Source organism: Nonomuraea sp. NPDC049486 (assembly GCF_040676925.1).
Classification (GTDB): Bacteria; Actinomycetota; Actinomycetes; order Streptosporangiales; family Streptosporangiaceae; genus Nonomuraea; species Nonomuraea ferruginea.
In genome coordinates, this window is sequence record NZ_JBFAPV010000018.1 from 134,479 (window position 1) to 153,956 (window position 19,478).

Sequence of the window (19,478 nt, forward strand, 5' to 3'; positions counted from 1 at the left end):
AGGCGCGTTGTTACGGGGCGGCCCGGGTGCTCGCTACGTCTGCGGATCAGCAGCCGGATCGCCCCCGCCAAGAGCGCCGGACGAGTCGAAGCAGAGGGGGAAGCCCGACGGCAACGTGCGCTCCCACGCCGCTGCCGCTCTGACCAGGTCAGGCTGATCAACGGCCAGCGACGCATTCGGCGCGTCCCTGCCCAACTCGGCGTCCACCGACACACACAGCAGGTCGATCGCCTGCTGATAGGCCCGCACCGTTCCCGGCGAAAGCTCGGCTGCGGCCATGTATTCGACCCACTCGTCCGCCAACTCTCCAGCCAGACGCGAGGATTGGTAGCGGGACGGATCCAGCCGCGACGTGCTGACGGTGCTCTTTCTGGTGCCGGTCGCGTGCACGACCCGCGCGCCGGTCGTGCCGGCCAGGACGACCGGCTCCGGCTCAATGGCCGGGAAGTCGCGAGTGAAGGCTCCTCTGCGGGGCATCAGTCCTGCCCCCGCTGCTCCAGGCCGAACGCATGGGCGGCAATCTTCGCGTAGCTCGCCTCGCTGCCCACCTCGCCGACCCAGCCGCGGAAGGCCTCGTCGAAGTCGTAGAGCTGGTCGTCGGTGTACTCCAAGTACTCGAACGTGGTGGCCGGACTGGAGTGGCCCAAGCGGCGGCTGACGATCAGCAGCGGGTTCAGCCGGATGTGACCGGACAGGTAGGAGCGGTGCCGGCGGCGGCGCGCGGCCGCGTCCGGCTCGTCGCCGTCCATCTGCCGTTCCAGGTAGCTCAGGAGCTGGAGGGCGTAAGTGTGGCGCATGTCGTGCCATCGCCACCTCTTGATGGGCAGCGACGGCGTGCTCTCGTCCTGCAGGGCGACCATGCGGCGCCAGGCCCCGTGCCGGTAACGCTTCCACGAGTCCGCCTCGGGCAACAACCCGCCCCGGCAGATGAACACCGCCAGCGCCTCCAGCCCGGCGTCCGTCTCACGGACAGTGATCCGCCGCAGCCAGTGCTCCATCGCCGACATCACGAACTCCCGCCGGACCCCGTCGAGCGTGCCGTGCACCACGCCGGACTCGTGGTTGATCCGGGAGACGACGAACAGCTCCCGGTGCCGCTTCGCCAGGCTCCGCGCTGATCGCGCCGCCAGTTCGGGCCGTTCGATCATCAGGTAGGGCTCCAGGGAGCGCATGGCGTCCTGCGGCACGTAGATCGTGCGGGCCTTGCCGTACTTCGCGCAGGCCTGGACGGTGAAGGTCACCTCGTCGACGCGATACCCCGCCCCGACGCCCAACTCGGGCAGCAGCACGGTGGCCCACTCCCGCCAGCGCATGCCTGTGCTCAGCGCCAGATCCGCGGCGGCCCGGTTGCGGTGCGGCGCCCATCCGCGAAACGACCGGTTCACCGACGAGTCCGGCAGTTGACCGCCCAGGCCCACGTCGCGGAAGTACCGGTACTGGCCGAACGTCAGGTGCCGGATGTCCATCTTTTGCTTCAGCCGCCGACCGCGTACGACCATCCGCCGCGGCCGGCTCCGCAGCACACCGCGTTCCACCAGATGGCTGTAGAACTGGTCGATGAGCTGGGCTTCTTTGTGCCACGTCCGGTCGCCGACCGGCCGCTCCTGCAGCTCGGTCCGTACCTTCTTGTACGCCTGAAGATCAGACTCGGTCGCCGACAGAAGGTCACGGCCGCGCTCGGACTGGAAGTCCGCCAACCGCGCGACCATCCGGCCGTAGTCCTTTAGCGTGCCCTCGGCGAGCTCCGCACCCGACAGTTTCCGGCCCCAGGAGCACAACGGCTCCAGAGGCATCATCGTCTCATCGTCCAGGTACACCGGCGTACCGTCGGCGATCGCCCGCTCGTCCAGCAGCCCGGCTACCTCATCACCGGAGATCGCCGGATGATCGATGTGGCGCCTGGCCAGCTTCGCGTTCACGTAGAACACCTGCACCGTACGCTCCCCTGTCTGAGACAGTGCTGGCAGAAGAGGTACCGGAAACCATCACAGGCGCGTCGGGCACATGGCGGAGGCTAGACGCAGTCAAGAGACAGAACTGAACCGCCCTGAGAAGCGCTGCGTGAGCGCGTTCCTGGGGACATCGGCCTCCTGCCACGCGGTGATCGTCAGCGCGCCAGTGGAGTTCTCAGGGGCGCCGGCCAGGATGCGGTCCATGGCGGCGCGGATGCGCTCACGCTCGTCGAAGGCGGGGCTCACGTCGTCGTCTCCAGAGTGATCCGGGTGCGGTCATGGTCGTCGGCCAGGCCGCGCAGTTTGGCGGCGCGAGCCAGGAGCCGGTCGCCGACCGGCTGAGGCGCATGCGCAGCTCGCTTGTCAAGAACGTCGGCGCGGGCGCGCAGCCCGGCGGCGTGCCGGTCGGTGCGGACGATGTTCCCGCAGCCGGGAACGCAATCCGACCGGTCCGGACTGCCCGTCGTGGTCGGTGTCTCATCTCGTAACACCCACGACAGCGAGGGCCTCAAGCCCATTGAGACCGAGCTCCAAACGAGACGCGACCCTCGCCACGGCCAGCACATCAAGCCCGGAAAGCTCCACGCGGACAAGGCGTATGACCGCGATGACCTGCGTCGGTGGCTGCGCGGCAAGCGCATCGCGGTTCGTATCGCCCGCAAGGGAGTCGAGTCCAGCCAGCGATTAGGCCGACATCGCTGGGTGATCGAGCGAACCATGTCCTGGCTGACCGGCTATCGACGACTCACCATCCGCTACGAACGCTACTCCGGCAACTACCTGGCCTTTCTCGGCCTGGCCGCCGCACTGTGCTGCTACAAGAGGTTCATCCGGCTCACCACATAGGACACGGTCTAAACCGTGTGCCGCAACGGAATACAGCCGCCATGCCGAGCAAGGTCCGGCCCCGGACCCTGAAGACGGGGGCGCGGAAACGGTGGTGGCTGATCTCTTCGACCTCAAGCACCGCCGTGGCCCAACGCCGGATATCGTCCGTGGTGGTCACGAAGGAACTACATCCACGCCTTCTGCCAAAAACGCCCTACCGAGTTGCCTTATTAGTCGACGAATTTCTGACGCAGGACACCAAAGGATCTAGTAGCGATGCGGCCAGAGAAGCGGTCCGCACACGTGCCACTCGAACTCGGGGCCGTGGTAATGATGGTTCAGGTGCGCGACATACCAGAACACCACATCCTTCCCATCGATGTTTTCGCCGGTGACATGCTGATAGATTCCATCATCGATGGGCGATCCCAGGCGTCCCCTCAAGTCTTCGGTTCCGCGGTAGAGAACCGCCGCCCCCTCAATCTGGGAGAAAGAGTCAGCCTGGCCGTCGAATTCTCCACGGTTGATGAAGTACCCGACGTTGGGGAACTGCTTGTTGATCACCGCCCAGCGCTTGTTCGAGAACCAGAAGGCCTCTTCACCCGTGATCGGTCTCCAGCCGATGCCGTAACCCCAATTCGTGCTATCGCCCGGAGTGTATTCCAGCGCCAGGTTGTTGGATGCTCCGCCGACGTCGAAGTCGAACCGCCAATAGACATGGTGCTGGTGGGTGGACGGATGCTGCAGGCCCGCGCTGTGAAGTTGCGGCAAGATGAGCCCGTCGTAGCGGAAGAACCATCGGTTGACGAGGTGGTAACGGCCGATTGTGTGGTAGCTCTCCACCACCAAGTGGCGAAAGCCCGACTGATTGTGCTCGAATACCTTGACCGGCCCCTGCATGTTCCCGATGCTCAACTGATCCTTGTAAGGGCCGGCGCCGGAGTCGTAGCGGACGCGGATCATCGGCAGGCTCGCCTTATGGAAGACTTTCCTGCCCAGGAAATACACATCCCGAAAGGCGATGGCCTCGGTGTCGCCGTCTACGAGCTCCCACAGAAACGTCCACACAGGAGCCTCAGGAGGCCAGCTCACCCGGCCGGAAACGCTCATGATGACCCCTCCTGCGGCACGAGGCCGGTCCTGACGATTTCCCGGTCGCTGAGGTCGACGATGGCAAAGGCGGTGGGCAGGTACCGGTCCGCGGGACCAAAGCGCAGGTCCACGAGTCGGTGCCCGTGGCGTGGGCTTCGGAGGTTCACGTCCTCGACGATCAGGCCCACTCCGGTGGCGACGTCGATGCCGGCCTCGGACAGCCGGTCGTCGTCGCGGACCATTTCCAGCGCTTCACTGTGTTCGGAGGCGGTCAGCGGTGGTTGGTAGCACTTCTCGTCCACCTCGAGCACCGCTCTGCGGATCGGGTCGATCATGGCTTCCACAACGACGTCGTCGGTGTAGTTATAGATGATCACCAAGGGATAGTCGGTCTGGCGATCCAGCGAACGCGTTCCCACCTCCAGGACCTCGTAGCGCTTGCCTTCCAGCTTTCGGGTGACCCTGTCGGAGGCGAGGGCCCAGTCCACCGCCTGCCGGCGGCTCTCGTCGGTGATCCTGGGCTCGAGTGGCTCGAAGTCCACGGGTGTGGCGTCCGCCGGGGTCAGGTATTGGCTGAAGTCCGGAACATCGACGAAGGGGGGGTCGATGACGGGTCCCAGGTTGGGGATCTCGGCGCTGAATAGGCCAGGTGGCGGCAGCGGCTCAGGATAGCGTCTCTCTTCGCCAGGCATGGCTGTCCTTTTCGGTTGGGGTGCCGATTCGTCCCCTGGCATGGTTTCCCTTTCGGGGCATCGCCAAGGAGAATTGAGGTCTGGTAGACATCTGAACTGCTACCCCTGACGCCGAGAAGCCATTCCGGTCTTGGCCAGGCTTTTTCGCCACTCTGTTTAACCATTAATTCATCGAATGATGTTGTCATTAGCTGCTACGTATTTCAGCCTGAGATTGCAAAGAAGCTGCCCATATTCCTTTGCGGCCCGCGACGGTTGACCTGAGCCGACAACGGCTCCGGGTGCCGTCGATGGCGGTGCGCAGGTCTGCCGGCAGGCCGACGGCGGCCAGGTCAGCCAGGGCGCGGGCGGGGTCGTCCGCGCTGGCGAGGTCAGCCAGCCCGACCGCCTGCAGGTCCAGCTCAGGCTGACTGCCGAGCTGGCGGCCGCCCCCCGCAGGCGGCTGGAGCAGGCCGGCCGACGCGGGCCAAGGAAGTCGCATTGGCACATGCGACGGACGTCCAGCCCTGCCCACGCTGTCAGAGGGCGGTTCGCGAGTTGATGGCCGCGATGTCGCAGTGTGATCGGCTGGATGTGTGGCGTTACCACCGGTCGGCGAGCCCGGTTGTGCTGGGATGGCCGGGTGAGCGAGCGCAAGCGATACCCCAGCGACTTAAGAGCGCCTAACAGAATGATCTTTGTTGTGCTTTGATCTCTCGCTGTAGCCAGGTGAGAGGGGCACGGGTGGCCAAGCTGAAGCCGTGGGAGGTCAGCGACGAACTGTGGGCGGCGATCGAGCCGCTTCTGCCGCAGCGTCAGCGCCGGTTCCGACATCCGGGACGTAAGCGGCTGGATGACCGGCTGGCGCTGCAGGGCATCTTGTTCGTCCTGCACACCGGGATAGCTTGGGAGCACCTGCCGCAGGAACTCGGCTACGGCTCGGGCATGACGTGCTGGCGGCGGCTGAACGAGGGTATCGGACCGTTCGATCCGGAAGCCGGCAGCAGATGGCGCGGGCGGCGGCGGGTGAGCGGTGATGCGCAGCCGGGCAGGCCGGTTGTGGTTCCACATCACCAGCAGTTCGGTCAGGCGGTCGGGAGCTTGCGGGTGGTGGGTCCGTGGGCCATGATCCCGAGTTCCTTGCTCACGGGCCGTGCTCGCGCACGGCCAGGAGGCGATGGTGCCCCCTCTATCAGACAGGCGCCGATCCATCCACCTGCGGTGTATCAGGAGGTTCACGGCGATCTCTTAATGATGTGGCTTGTGTCGGGAGTTCCCTGCCCTCCTTCGAGGTGCTCGGCTCGTTGCGAGTGTGGGTGGGCGGCCGGGAGCGCGCGGTGTCCCAGCCGGCCGTGCGTCGGCTGTTGGGCGCGCTGTTGCTCACCCCGGGCCGGTTGGTAGATCGAGCGCGGTTGATCGAGTTCGTGTGGGGACCGGCAGGATGCGAGCCGGCGGCGCTGCACAGCGCGGTGTACCGGCTGCGGGAGTGGCTGAGGCTGACCGGCATCGGCGTCGTACGGGAAGGTGGCGGCTACCGCATCGAGGTGCCGCCAGAGCAGGTGGACGCGTCCCGTTTCCGCATCGCCGTCGCTAGCGCGCGAGAGGAGCGGGATCCGGGCCGCAGGACGGATCTGCTGTTCGTGGCGCTGGACTTGTGGCGTGGTCCGGTGCTGGCCGAGGATCTGGAGTGGCCTCACGTCCTGCCTGCGGCCGCGGAACTGCAGCAGACCAGAATCGATAGTGCGCGAGAGTTGGCGGAGGCTGCCGTCCGCTGCGGACGCGCCGCCGACGCCATCGACCATCTGGAGCGCCTGGCCAAGGCGCTCCCCTACGACGAGACCATCCATAGTCAGCTGATCACCCTGCTCGGGCATGCCGGCCGTCGCGCCGAAGGGCTACGGCATTACGAACTGATCCGGCGTCATCTGGCCGACGAACTCGGCGTGGACCCGGGCCCGGGGCTACGCCGGGCGCATGTGGCGCTGCTCGGCGGCGATCTGCCGGTGCCCGGCCCGCCACTGCCGCCTGTCTGCCTACTGCCGTACGACCTGCCCGACTTCACCGGGCGCCAAGCAGAGCTGGACCGCATCACCACGGTGTTATCGGCCGAGGCGGACATCACGTCCACGGTGGCGATCTGCGGCATGCCGGGGGTCGGCAAGACCGCCCTGGCCGTCCGGGCGGGTCACCTGCTTCGCAGCCGATTTCCGGACGGGCAGCTGTTCGCCGATGTGAACGGGCCCGACGGCCGCCCTGCCGAGGTGGCCCAGGTGCTGGGACGTTGGCTGCGGGTCCTGGGCGAGCAGCCGAATGCGATCCCTGACGGCCAGCAGGAGCGTGCCGAGTTGCTGCGCGCGCGGTTGGCCGGACGCCGGGTGCTGATTGTGCTGGACAACGTCGCCGATGCCGGGCAGATCCAGTCGCTGCTGCCCACCGGCCCTTCTTGCGCGGCCATACTGACCAGCCGGACCGATCTGGCGGCGCTGTACGGCATGACCTGCATCCGGTTGCCCGTCATGCCGCCATCTGAGGCTGTCGCGCTGCTCAAGCGCCTGATCGGCGACGCCCGTACGGAGGCCGAGCCCGAACCTGTGCGGCGGCTCATCGAAGCCTGCGGTCACCTGCCGTTGGCGCTGCGGATCGCCGGGGCACGGCTGGCGGCACGCCCGCACTGGACGGTGACGCGCCTGACTGACCAGTTCGAACGCGCGGGCCGGCCGCTCGATCACCTGACCCTGGGAGCGATGGAGGTCCGCGCCGTCTTGGCCGTCGGCTACCGCTCGCTCGATGAGCCCGCGCGTCGCCTGTTGCGCCTGCTCGGCCTGCTGGAGATGGATGATGTCGCGGCCTGGGTCGGCGCCGCGCTCCTGGACAGCCCGCTTGCCGACGCCGAGGAGCTGATGGAGCGCCTGGCCGATGCGCACCTGCTGGAGGCGGTACGGCCACTGGCAGGCGACCAGATCCGCTACCGTCCACACGACCTGGTGCGGGCCTTCGCCCGGGAGCGTGCAGAGGCAGAGGAGACGCCGACGAGCCGGGACTCGGCCTTGGCGCGAGCTCTAGGCGGCTGGCTGGCATTGACCGAGTACGCCAACGACGGGCTGTGGGGCGGGGATTTCCTGGTGTTGCACGGCGGCACCGCCCGCTGGCGGCCTCAGGAGGGCGTCGAGCACCTGATGACCGACCCCTTGGGCTGGTGTGACGCCGAGTGGGTCAACATCGTGGCGGCGGTGGGGCAGGCCGCGCGGACCGGCGCGAGCGAGCTGTGCTGGGATCTGGCCGGTTCGGCGCTGCACCTCTTCGAGGCCAGAGGCCGCTACGACGAGTGGCGGCAGGTGCACGCCCTGGCTCTGGCGGCGGCCCGGCAGGCCGGTGATGACACCGGTGTGGCGGTCATGAGCACGGCGGCCGCACTGGTGGACATCCACCAGCACCGCTACGACAGCGCCGTGGCCGAGGTCGCCACAGCCACGGAGCTGTTCGAGCGGCTCGGCGAGCGACGCGGGCTGGCCCTGGCCACGGTGATCGGCGCATGGATCGATTACATGCGCGGAACCTTCGATGGAGTCCTGTCCCGGATTGAGAAAGCGCTGGCCGTTGTGCGAGAGGCCGGGGACCGGGGTGGTGAGTTCCTGGTACTGGCCTGCATCGGCGAGCTGCACCTCCAGCTCGGCCGCCCGGACCGGGCATTGACGGCCATGGAGCGGGCGCATGCGGTGGCTCACGTCAGTCCTGGGCTCGGCCCGCACCCGCAGGCCCGAGCCCTGTGGTTCGTCGCGCAGGCCCGGCTGGCCGTAGGCGATTTCCACCGGGCCGAAGCCGACTTGAGTCAGATTCGCTGCTACGCCGACCAGCACGACGCTCCTCATCTGCAGGCATACGCGCTCTACGGCCTCGGGCTGATTCGGCTACGTCACGACCGTCTTCTGGAGGCTGAGCCGCTGCTGCGCCGCGCACTGACCCTGAGCACCGAATTGGATGAGCGGCGCAACAAGGTACACGTCCTGCTGGCCCTGGGCGAACTGCACCGCCGTCGCGCCGCCTTCGACGCGGCTCTGGCCTGCCTGACCGAGGCCCTGTCGGTGGGCCGGGACATGCGCGCGCCGCTGTGGCAGGCGGACATGCTCCACGCCTTGGCCGCCCTTCACCAGGACATGGGCGATGTCGAGGCCGCGGCAGCCGAACGGCTACAGGCCGAGACTCTGCTGCAGCAGAGCGAGCGCGCCGCCGCCGCCGAGTGAAAGCCCGGTCAGTTCCCGGTCAGTTCCCGGTGAGACCGACTTGTCAGCATCGTCGATGCACACCTCAACGAGCGAACACCGGATTGGCCAGCCGATCAGCCCTGGCTGGACAACCACGGGGTCCGCTACGACATACCGGCGTGTGACCGGATCTTCCTAGGTTTGCAGGCCGGGACAAATGGGCTGGTCAGGGGTGGACAGGATGCTCCGAGTGGTGTTCATGGTCATTGCGCTGATCGTGGGGCTCGTCGTGGGCCTTCCGGCAGCGGGGGAGACCCGTGGGGGAGGCCGGGCGGCGGCGGTCGGGGGCGTGGCGCCGCCCGACGACGAGTCATCCGCGATGCAACGGGCCAGAGAGCTCGGGCAGCCGGTGGAGATCATGTCGAGGCGGACCTCCACGACGCAGGTCTTCGCCGAGCCGGACGGCAACCAGCGCATGGTCGCCTCGGCTCTGCCGATGTTCGCGCTGAAGGGCTCGTCCTGGGTGGACATCGACCCAGCGCTGGAGCCGCAGGCCGGCGGCACGGTGGCGCCCGCCGCCGCCGACCTCGACATGGCCTTCTCCGGGGGCGGCTCCGGGCCGCTGGTACGGGCCACCAAGGACGGCGTGTCGGTCGCGTACACGTGGCCGGTGCCGCTGCCCGCGCCCACGCTGAGCGGCGCGACCGCGACTTACGCCGACGTGCTGCCCGGCGTGGACCTGAAGCTCACCGCAGGACCCGACGGCTTCTCTCAGGTACTCGTGTTGCGGCAACCAGTACCGGACCTTGCCGAGGTCCGCTTAGGTACTCAGGTCACGGGCGGCACGCTGCAGATCGACAAGGTGGGGAACATCACCGTACTCGACGAGAGCGGCGATGTCGCGATGCATGGCAACGCGCCGCAGATGTGGGACTCATCGGGCTCGGCCACCGAGATCGGCGACCGCCTGATCGGGCCGCGAACCGGGGACGCGACCGCCGCGGTGGGGGCGCGGATGGAGGGGAGCGCCCTCGTGCTCAGCCTAGACCAGGACTTCCTGGGCGCGCCCGGCCTGACCTTTCCGGTGTACATCGACCCGCCCATGCACGCGGCCGGCCGATCCGCCTTCGCCTTCGTCTCCAAGCACTTCGCCGGCACCAAGTACTACGGCAGCGGCGACGTGGCCCGGGTCGGCTACTACGACGACCCCAACGTGCCCACCGGCCCAACCAGGGACACCTACCGGTCCTTCTTTCGGATGAACACCGCGCCGGTCAACGGCAAGCACATCATCAGGGCGACGCTCCGTACCTTCGAGGTGCACTCCTGGTCGTGCTCGGCGCGACCGGTGGAGCTGTGGCGCACCGGCTCGATCGGCACTGGAACCACCTGGAACAACCAGCCGTCCTGGGTCGCTCGGGTCGCCACGGTGAACGTGGCCAAGGGGTACAGTTCCAGCTGCAACGACGGCGGCGTCGACTTCGACGCCACGTCGGCCGTAGTCGAGGCGGCGGGCCGTAAGTGGTCCAACCTCACCCTAGGACTGCGCGCCACCAACGAAGCGGACACGTTCGGGTGGAAGAAGTTCCGCAACAATCCCGTACTGGAGATCACCTACAACACCACGCCGAACGTGCCCGACCAGCGGTCGGCCGTCGTCGGCGTCAGCGCGGGGGTGCCGTGCGCCACCGGGGCCGCCGCGCCGTACATCACCACGCTGACGCCGACCTTGCGCGCCCGAGTGAGCGACCCCGACGGCGCCAACGGACAGACCGTGCGCGCCCACTTCGAATGGCACCGCACCGGCGGCGCGAAAATCGGCGAGCGGATCACCACCTACGTCGCCTCTGGCACGCCGGTGACCGCGCCTGTCCCCGCCGGGGCGATCATCGACGGCGCACGCGTCTCCTGGCGGGTACGTGCTCAGGACGGCACCGCCACCAGCGGCACCAGCGCCTGGTCGCCCTGGTGCGAGGTGATCGCGGACCTGAGCAGACCTGCGGGCGTGCCCGCGGTGAGCTCGACGGACTTTCCGGAGACGCCCGAGGGCGGCGACCCCGTCCCCGGCGGCGGAGTCGGCGTCATGGGGTCCTTCACCATCCGCCGCGCCGCGTCGGACACCGACGTGAACACCTTTCTGTACGCCCTCAACAGCGACGACCCCGGCACCGCGACGGCCGTCATCGCCGCGGCGGACGGCAGCGCCGTGATCCGGGCGACCCCTTCGCGCAGTCTGCTCAACACCCTGTACGTGTGGAGCCGCGACAAGGCAGGCCACATCGGCCCATACAAGCGATACGAGTTCAGCGTGCGCCCGGCGGCGGGCCCGGCGGCCCACTGGAAGCTGGACGAGAGCGCCGGCGAGATCGCGAACGACTCCTCAGGCAACGGCCACCACGCCACCCGCGTCGCTGGCCCGACCGCCGCCGACGGACCGACCTGGATCAAGGCCAGGGACAAAGGGGCGGTGAGGATGAGCAAGGGCGGCCGGTTCCAGTCGCAGCAGACCGGGCTGATCCGCACCGACCGCAACTTCAGCGTGGCGGCATGGGTACGGCTGACCGACAAGGCCAACAACCGGATCGCGCTCAGCGTGGACGGCAACCATCGCGACGGCTTCCATCTCATGTACAACGCGACCTTCGACCGGTGGGCGATGGTCATGGCCTCCGCGGACACCGCCGAGGCGGTCACCTATCACATGGCCCGCTCCGACGCTCCGCCCGCGATGAACAACTGGACCCAGCTCGTGGGCACCTACGACGCCGTAAGCCGGCAGATCAGCCTCTACGTGGACGGGCGCCTGCAGGCCATTACCAGCACGCAGTCGAGTCCGTGGAACGCCACAGGTGTCATCAACATCGGCAGAGGCAAGAACCCCGACGTCCCGTGGTGGGGCGAGGTGGACGACGTCCGCGTCTACAACCGGCTGATCTATCCCTCGGAGATCGTCCAGCTCACCAACCGGCCTGTCATCGCCGAGGGGCATTGGAGGTTCGACGAGGCTTCAGGAAACGCCGCCGCCGACTCCTCTGGCCGCAACCGGCACGGGACCTGGCAGGGCGCACCGCAGTGGACGGACGGCTGGTTGGGCGGCGCGGCCAGATTCGGCGGCCGCTATGGCACCGCCGACCCTCCTGGGCACGTCACCACCAGCCCCGTGCTGCGCGTCGACAGGAGCTTCTCGGTCGCCGCCTGGGTCCGGCTCCCGACCGACTCCGGCACCTGGATAGTGCTGACCCAGGACGACGGCTTGCTCGGGCCCTTCTCCCTCACGTATGACCGTGACAAGAACCGCTGGGGCGCGATCATGCGCACCGCCGGGGGCACGAGCGTCGAGGTGGACGCGCCCGACCCGCCGGCCTTCGACACCTGGACGCACCTGGCGGTGACGTACGACTACCCCACCGGAGAGATCCGGCTCTACGTCGACGGGGTCCTGGAGACCACGGCGACCCACCTCCCCCCTTGGTACGTCGGCGGCAAGTTCGTGATCGGCAAGGCGCGGAACATCCCCCTGCAGCACCAATACCTGACGATCGACGACGTGCGTGCCTACTCGGGCGTGCTCACCGAAGACGAGATCGCCGACCTGGCCTACGAGTAGGCTCTCAGCGCCCTGGAGGGACGCATGCGTTGCGCCGTACGACGCCGGATCGCCCTTGCCGCAACACTTGTCATGCTCACCGCTGTTCTGCCCAGCTTGGCCACGCCGGCGTACGCCGACCGCTGGAATCCGCCGACGCCGCAGAGCGACCGACTGGTGGAAGGTGAGCCAATCGCGGCGCAGACCGCGCCACCAGACCCGGCTGAGCAAAGCGCCATGAAGGAGCCGCCTCAGGTGGTGTGGCCCCGGTCCGGCCGCGCGAACACCGAGGTGAGCCAGAGCACGGCCCAGCTGTCCGGCCTGCCGGTGCGGGTTGCCCAGAGCAAGGCCGCCGCCGGGCCGGAGCGGGTCCAGGTGGAGGTCCTGGACCGGCCGGTATCGGCCGTCGCGCAGGTGCCGCTGCGGGTGACCCGGGCCGACGGTGGCACGGCCGCGGCGCCGCTGAGCCTGACGTTCGACTACTCCGGCTTCCGCCACGCCTACGGCGGGGACTGGGCGGCGCGACTCCACTTGGTCGAGTTACCGTCCTGTGGCCTGTCCGAGGGCGCCACGTCGGCAATCTGCCCGCCACCCAAGCCGCTGCCGACGGTGAACGATACCAAGCAGGCCACGATCACCGCCGATGTCACCGCCACTGCGGCCGGCGGGCTGTACGCCGTGATGGCCGCCTCGTCGGGCAGCACCGGGTCGTTCACCGCCAGCACCCTCGCCCCGTCCGCCAAGTGGCAGGTGAGCGCCCAGTCCGGGGACTTCGCCTGGTCCTATCCGATGCGCACGCCGCCGTCCCTGGGCGGGCCCACCCCGCAGCTCGCGCTGAGCTACTCCGCCGGCAGCGTCGACGGGCGCACCGTGTCCACCAACAACCAGCCCGGCTGGGCCGGGGAAGGGTTCGACTTCACGCCGGGCGGCTTCATCGAGCGCCGGTACAAGTCGTGCAATGACGACGGTGTCACGCCGAAGAACGGTGAGCAGTGCTGGGCCGGCGAGAACGCGATCATGATGCTCGGCGGCCGCTCCACCGAGTTGGTACGCGACTCGGACAGCGGTGCCTGGCGGCCCAAGCACGACGACGGTTCGCGGGTGCAGAAGCTGACCGGCACCGCCAACGGCGACAACGACGGCGAGCACTGGAAGATCACCACGTCCGAAGGCGTGCAGTACTTCTTCGGCCTGAACCGGCTGCCCGGCTGGACCGGCGGCAAGCAGGAGACTAAGTCGGCGTGGACCATGCCGGTGTACGGCGACGACTCCGGCGAGCCCTGCCACGCCTCTGACTACGCCGCCTCCTGGTGCCAGCAGGCCTACCGGTGGAACCTCGATCATGTCGTCGACACGCACGGCAACACGCTGAGCTACTTCTACGTCCAGGAGATCAATCACTACGGGCGCAACATCAAGAAGACTGACGAGACGCCGTACGTTGCGGGTGGCTACCTGGAGCGCCTTGAGTACGGACAGCGCGCCGGCCAGGTGTACACAACGCCGGCCACCGCCCGTGTGACCTTCACCGTCGCCGAGCGGTGCCTGCCGACCGCGACGTTCGACTGTGCCCCGGCCAAGCTCACCGAGGCCAACGCCGCACACTGGCCCGACGTGCCTGCCGACCAGCTCTGCGCCGCGGGCAAGGACTGCGAGAACTACTCGGCCACGTTCTTCAGTCGCAAACGGCTGGCCAAGATCACCAGCCAGGTGCTGGAAGGGACAGCGTATAAAAACGTCGACTCCTGGACGCTCACGCACACCTTCCCCAAGCCGGGAGACGGCATGAGCGCCGCACTGTGGCTGGAGAAGATCCAGCACGCCGGACACGTCGGCGGCACGCAGAGCATGCCGGCCGTGGACTTAGACGGCGTGGAGATGCCGAACCGGGTCGACGCCCGAGAGGGCATCGCCCCGATGATGAAGTGGCGCATCCGCAGTGTGAACAACGAAACCGGGGGACGGCTCACCGTCAACTACTCCCAGCCGGAGTGCGTGCGCGGTTCGACACCGCAGCCGCACACGAACGCCAAGCGCTGCTTCCCCACTTACTGGGCACCTGAAGGAGCGGTCGACCCCTATCTGGACTGGTTCCACAAGTACCTGGCCGTGCAGGTGTTGGAGGCCGACCTCACCGGCGGCTCCCCGATCGTGCGCACCGACTACTCCTACCTGGGCCCGGCCGCCTGGGCCTACGACGACCAAGAGCTGGTGCCCGCCGAGCGGCGCACCTGGTCGCAGTGGCGAGGCTACGAGAAGGTCGTGGTCACCAAGGGCGAGAGCAGCGATCGCCGGACGGCCACCGAGCACCTGTTCTTCCGTGGCATGCACGGCGACAAGCAGCCCAGCGGCACCCGCAGCGTCAGGGTCACCGATTCGGAGGGGACCGAAGTAGACGACCACTGGCGGCTGCAGGGGTTCGAGCGCGAGACCCGTTACCTCGACGGCCCGGGCGGTGCCGAACAGTCGGGCACCATCAATGATCCGTGGCTGTCGGGTCCGACCGCGAGCGGCGGTGGCGACCAGGCGTACCGGCTGGACACCGCGAAGGTCCGCAGCCGCGCCAAGCTCAGCACGGGCGAGTGGCGCCGTACCGAGACCCGCCGCTCCTACGACTCGATCGGCGCGATCTCCCAGATCGACGACCTGGGTGACACCGCCACCCCCGACGACGACAAGTGCACGAGGTACACCTATACCCGCAACACCACAGCGTGGATCCTGCACCTGCCCAGCCGCATCGAGACCGTCGGGGTGGCCTGCTCGGCGACCCCAGAGCGGCCCGGGGACGTGCTCGGTGACGCGCGAATGTTCTATGACGGCGGCACACACGGCGCCGCGCCCACCAAGGGCGACCAGACCAGAGTCGAGGAGCTGGACTCCTACGCCAACGGCCAGCCGGTTTACATTCCAATATCTCGCAACGTCTACGACACCTACGGGCGGGTGACCGAGAGCCAGGACCCGCAGGATCGCAAGTCCACCACCGCTTACACGCCCGCCACCGGCGGCCCGGTGACGCAGACGACCGCCACCAATCCGCTCGGCCACGTCACGAAGACGTGGTTGAAGCCCGAGTGGGGCGCGGTAGCGGCGCAGGAGGACGCGAACGGTCGCCGCAGCGAACTGGCCTACGACCCGATCGGGCGGCTGGCGAAGGTCTGGCTGCCGGGCCGCACGACCGACCAGAGCCCCAACGGGGAGTTCTCCTACCTGGTGCGGAACAACGGTCCGGTCGCCGTCACCACCAAGACGCTGCGCGATGACGGCACCTTCACCGAGGGCCACGAGCTGTACGACGGCCTGCTGCGGCTCCGCCAGACGCAACTCCCCGCACACGGGGGCGGCCGCCTGCTCAGCGACACCGTCTACAACACTCTCGGCCAAGTAGCGAAGAAGAACGATCTGTACACCAACCCCGACCCGCCCGGCACGACGATCCTCGGCGTGGCCGACAGCGCCGTGCCCGCCCAGACCGTTTACGGCTACGACGGGCTCGGCCGCACCGTCTCCGAGGCGTTCAAGGTGATGGGCACGGAGAAGTGGCGGACCACCACCACCCACTTCCCCGACAGGGTCGACACGGACCCGCCCGTCGGGGCGGTACCGACCACGGCGATCCTCGACGCCGAGGGCCGCACCGTCGAGCTGCGGCAGTACAAGGGGGCATCACCGACCGGCGAGTACGACGCCACCAAGTACGCCTACAGCAGGAACGACCTGGAGTCGAGCGTTACCGACCCGGCGGGCAACGTCTGGCGCACCCACTACGACCTGCGCAATCGGGTGACGAAGGAAGAAGATCCGGACCGGGGCACGACGACCTACACCTACGACGTGCTCGGCCAGACGACCTCCAGCACGGACGCCCGCGGGCGGACCCTGGCCTTCGCCTACGATGCGTTGGGCCGCAAGACCGCCACGCGGGAGGGCTCGGCGACCGGGCCGAAGATCGCGGAGTGGACCTACGACACGCTGTCCGACGGCACCTCGGTGAAGGGCTTTCCTGTTGCGGCTGTCCGTTACGTCGATGGCTACGCCTACACCAGCAGAATCGACGCCTACGACGTGCGCTATCGGCCCACGTCGATGACTCAGGTGATCCCGGCGGCCGAGGGCGCGCTGGCAGGCGCGTACACCTTCGAACCGAGCTACAACCTGGACGGCACAGTCCGCTCCGTAAAATACCCGGCGGCCGCCGACCTGCCGGCGGAGACCGTCCGCACCACGTACACCGACCTGGGCTTGCCTGTGCAGACCCGGTCCACCCTGGCGATGTACGTCAACGACACGCTCTACAGCAAGCGCGGCGAGCAATTGCAGGTGCGCTGGGGCTCGGAGGGCGCGCAGGTCCTGCACGACTACACCTATGAGGAGGGCACCCGCCGGGTGTTGCGCCGCATCACCGACAGGGAGACGGCCGACAAGGTACGCCAGGCCGATGTCGCCTACTCCTACGATCAGGCCGGGAACATCACGAAGATCGCCGACACCCCGCCCGCCGCGAACGCGCCCGCCGACGTGCAGTGCTTCACCTATGACTACCTGCGCAGGCTCAGCCAGGCATGGACGGCCACCGACGGCTGCACGTCGGCGCCCAACGCGGCCGTGGTCGGCGGGGCGGCGCCCTACTGGCAGTCCTACAGCTATGACAAGACGGGCAACCGTGTCACCGAGACCCGCCACGCCGCAGGCGGCGACACCAACAGCACGTACACCTACCCGGACGCCGGACAGTCCCGCCCGCACGCGCTCCAGCAGGTGACCACGACGGGGCCCGGCGGTGGCAGGCTGGACGCCTACTCCTACGACGCCGCGGGCAACATGACCCTGCGCAAGCTGGGCTCCGCCGAGCAGCGCATGGAGTGGGACGCGGAGGGTCGCTTGGCCAAGGTCACCGAGGCGAGCGGGGCCACCACCTTCCTCTACGACGCCGACGGCAACCGGCTCATCCGTCGCGATCCGGCCGGCACCACGCTCTACGTGGCCGGCATGGAGGTGCGGCTGGCCAAGAACGCCACGGCCACCACCGCGATCAGGTTCTACTCGCACGGCGGCGAACCGGTCGCGGTCCGGACCAACGCGCAGCAGCTCACATGGGTTGTGGCCGACCACAACGGCACCGGCCAACTCGCCATCGACGCCGCCACACTGGCGGCCACCCGGCGGCATTTCGACCCGTTTGGCAACCCGCGCGGTACCCCGCCGAGTTCCTGGCCGTCAGACCGCGGTTTCGTCGGCGGAGTGGACGACCCAACCGGGCTCACCCATATCGGGGCTCGCGAGTACGACCCGTCGATCGGCCGGTTCGTCTCGGTGGATGCCCTGATGGAGCCGAGCGACCCTCAGAACCTGAACGGCTACGCCTACAGCGACAACAGCCCCGTCACCTACACCGACCCATCAGGAATGAAGGACCTGTGTGGCAATTACCCGGGCCAGTGTCAGGATGGGCCGCCCGGCGGCGGTTCCGGCGGCGGTTCCAGCGGGGGTTCCAATCCTCCTCCGCCACCTCCCGCCGGCCCCAGCAAGAAAGACCAGGACGAAGCGGAGAAGACAAGGAAGAAGTCCTGGACCGAGGTGGCCCTCGAGGCCGGCGGCGAGATCATCAAAGAGATCATCGGCTACAACGACGTCCGGGACTGCCTGCAGGGCAACATCGGCGCCTGCGCGGTGGCGGTGGCCGGGGTGGTCCCCTGGTTCAAGCTCGGCAAGGCGCTCAAGGGAGCCTACAAAGCGGCAAAGGCCGTCCTCGCCTGGCGCGACCGGCTGAAATGGGCGCGCCGGGTCATGGCCGAGGCCGACGAGGCAGCAGCCGCAGCAGCGAAGTACCAGGACGATCTGGCTAAGTGGAAGAAGGCCCAGGATGCGGCCAACTCCGCCAAACGCGCGGGACCAGCGGGTGGCGGCGTGGGCGACGGCCTGCAACGCCTGGCGCCTGACGGAGTGAAGCTGCCCAAGGTCCGAACCCGCGGCCCATCCTGCCCGAACAGCTTCGTGCCCGGTACGACGGTGCTGATGGCGGACGGGTCACATACTCCGATCGAAGACGTGCAGCCCGGCGACGAGGTGACTGCCACCGATCCCGAGACCGGAGAGACCAGCAACCGGACAGTCACCGCCACCATCGTCGGCGACGGTGACAAGCAGCTGGTGAAGGTCACGGTGGACACCGACGGCCCCCGTGGGAACGCGACCGGCTTCCTGGTCGCCACCGGCGGCCACCCATTCTGGGTGGACTCCGAAAGCCGCTGGGTGGACGCCACCGACCTGGAGGTGGGCGACACAATACTTACATCACAGGGGAAGAGGCTACCGATAATCGCCCTGCACGAACGGGGAGCGAGGCAACGCGTCCACAACCTGACGGTCGACGGAGTGCACACATATTATGTGACCGCGGGATACGCAGATGTCCTGGTGCACAACACGAACGGGACGCCCGGCGATTGTGGACCGACGCACCGGGACAATGTAAGCCGTAACAACCAGAACTACAACGTCGAACGGGCCCAGCGTCAGGCAGCGGCCAGATACCACAATCCCACAGCGGCGCAACTGCGTGCCGAGCTCGGGCTGCCCCAAGGTACTCCAGATAGACCGCCTGGGCTCCTCACGACCCAGCGCATCGACGCGGCGGTCCACAGTCAGGAGGCCGCCAACACCCTCACGACGTGGGTGCCCAACACCTGGGTGCAGTGGGGCCTCCGAGGCGCTGCCGCGGTCTATGGGTTCGCGACAGGCAGGAAACCTTGATTATCAATTCGACGGGAGATTAATCGCAATGTTCAGGACAGCAATATCGGGGGCTAATACTCGGTACCGCAACATTCCTGGGAGTCCCACTCGCTGATCCACCCGACCGCAAATGTTCTTTGCACCAGGTGGAAGTGCTGGACTGCGACAGTCATTCGACAGCTCCGCCCGACCCCTCCGGGGACGGTGTCTAGACACCGTCCCCGGACGGCGGCGGCTCGGGTCCACCGAGAGATCGAAGCGCGTCGGTGGACCGGTCTCGCCAAGTCGGCATGCCGAGCTTGGCGAAGTCGGCCGTAAGCAATCAGAAGGTTCTGTGACGCTGGGTGATAGGTGCTGATCAGGCTTCGAGTGCGACCGGCGGCATCCAGAGGTTGCCGGTGAAGGCGCG

At 67.9% G+C, this 19,478-nt stretch carries 9 protein-coding genes and 1 pseudogene; 5 read left to right on the top strand and 5 right to left on the bottom strand.

All coding sequences use genetic code 11. The features are described 5' to 3' along the window. Window positions 1–33: 33 nt before the first annotated feature. The 3 genes from AB0K05_RS38170 to AB0K05_RS38180 all read right to left on the bottom strand — a co-directional run bounded on the left by AB0K05_RS38170 (window position 34) and on the right by AB0K05_RS38180 (window position 2,198). On the bottom strand, window positions 34–477 hold the full coding sequence (locus AB0K05_RS38170; RefSeq protein WP_364235919.1) for a hypothetical protein: 444 nt from the start codon (window positions 475–477) through the stop codon (window positions 34–36). Next, entirely contained in the window at window positions 477–1,934 is a 1,458-nt protein-coding gene (locus AB0K05_RS38175; RefSeq protein ID WP_364235921.1) for a hypothetical protein, read from the bottom strand. Before AB0K05_RS38175 ends, AB0K05_RS38170 begins: the two co-directional genes overlap by 1 nt. 90 nt (window positions 1,935–2,024) lie before the next feature. Then, window positions 2,025–2,198, bottom strand: a complete 174-nt coding sequence (locus tag AB0K05_RS38180) for a hypothetical protein (RefSeq protein ID WP_364235924.1) — start codon at window positions 2,196–2,198, stop codon at window positions 2,025–2,027. Between the two features lie 171 nt (window positions 2,199–2,369). Here AB0K05_RS38180 and AB0K05_RS38185 point away from each other — a divergent pair, with 171 nt between their 5' ends. Then, window positions 2,370–2,798, top strand: coding sequence for a transposase (locus AB0K05_RS38185; RefSeq protein WP_364235926.1), 429 nt, complete (start codon window positions 2,370–2,372; stop codon window positions 2,796–2,798). Between the two features lie 249 nt (window positions 2,799–3,047). Here the strand turns inward: AB0K05_RS38185 and AB0K05_RS38190 are convergent, their stop codons facing one another. Then, the gene (locus tag AB0K05_RS38190) at window positions 3,048–3,890 is read right to left on the bottom strand and encodes a hypothetical protein (protein ID WP_364235928.1); all 843 of its coding nucleotides are present in this window, start codon (window positions 3,888–3,890) and stop codon (window positions 3,048–3,050) included. Continuing rightward, on the bottom strand, window positions 3,887–4,564 hold the full coding sequence (locus AB0K05_RS38195) for a hypothetical protein (RefSeq protein WP_364235931.1): 678 nt from the start codon (window positions 4,562–4,564) through the stop codon (window positions 3,887–3,889). Before AB0K05_RS38195 ends, AB0K05_RS38190 begins: the two co-directional genes overlap by 4 nt. A gap of 732 nt (window positions 4,565–5,296) precedes the next feature. Here AB0K05_RS38195 and AB0K05_RS38200 point away from each other — a divergent pair. The 4 genes and pseudogenes from AB0K05_RS38200 to AB0K05_RS38215 form a co-directional block, all read left to right on the top strand. After that, window positions 5,297–5,515: pseudogene (locus AB0K05_RS38200) on the top strand (transposase); the annotation flags it as partial. 440 nt (window positions 5,516–5,955) lie between these two features. Further along, window positions 5,956–8,784 (top strand): BTAD domain-containing putative transcriptional regulator, encoded by a 2,829-nt coding sequence (locus AB0K05_RS38205; protein ID WP_364235934.1) that lies wholly within the window; start codon window positions 5,956–5,958, stop codon window positions 8,782–8,784. A 202-nt stretch (window positions 8,785–8,986) separates the two neighbouring features. Then, window positions 8,987–12,352: a LamG-like jellyroll fold domain-containing protein gene (locus AB0K05_RS38210; RefSeq protein WP_364235937.1), complete on the top strand. Its 3,366-nt coding sequence runs from the start codon at window positions 8,987–8,989 to the stop codon at window positions 12,350–12,352. 216 nt (window positions 12,353–12,568) lie between these two features. After that, window positions 12,569–19,087 carry a polymorphic toxin-type HINT domain-containing protein gene (locus AB0K05_RS38215; protein WP_364235939.1) on the top strand — a complete coding sequence of 2,173 codons (6,519 nt, stop codon included), beginning with the start codon at window positions 12,569–12,571 and terminating at the stop codon, window positions 19,085–19,087. The last annotated feature ends 391 nt before the right edge of the window (window positions 19,088–19,478 follow it).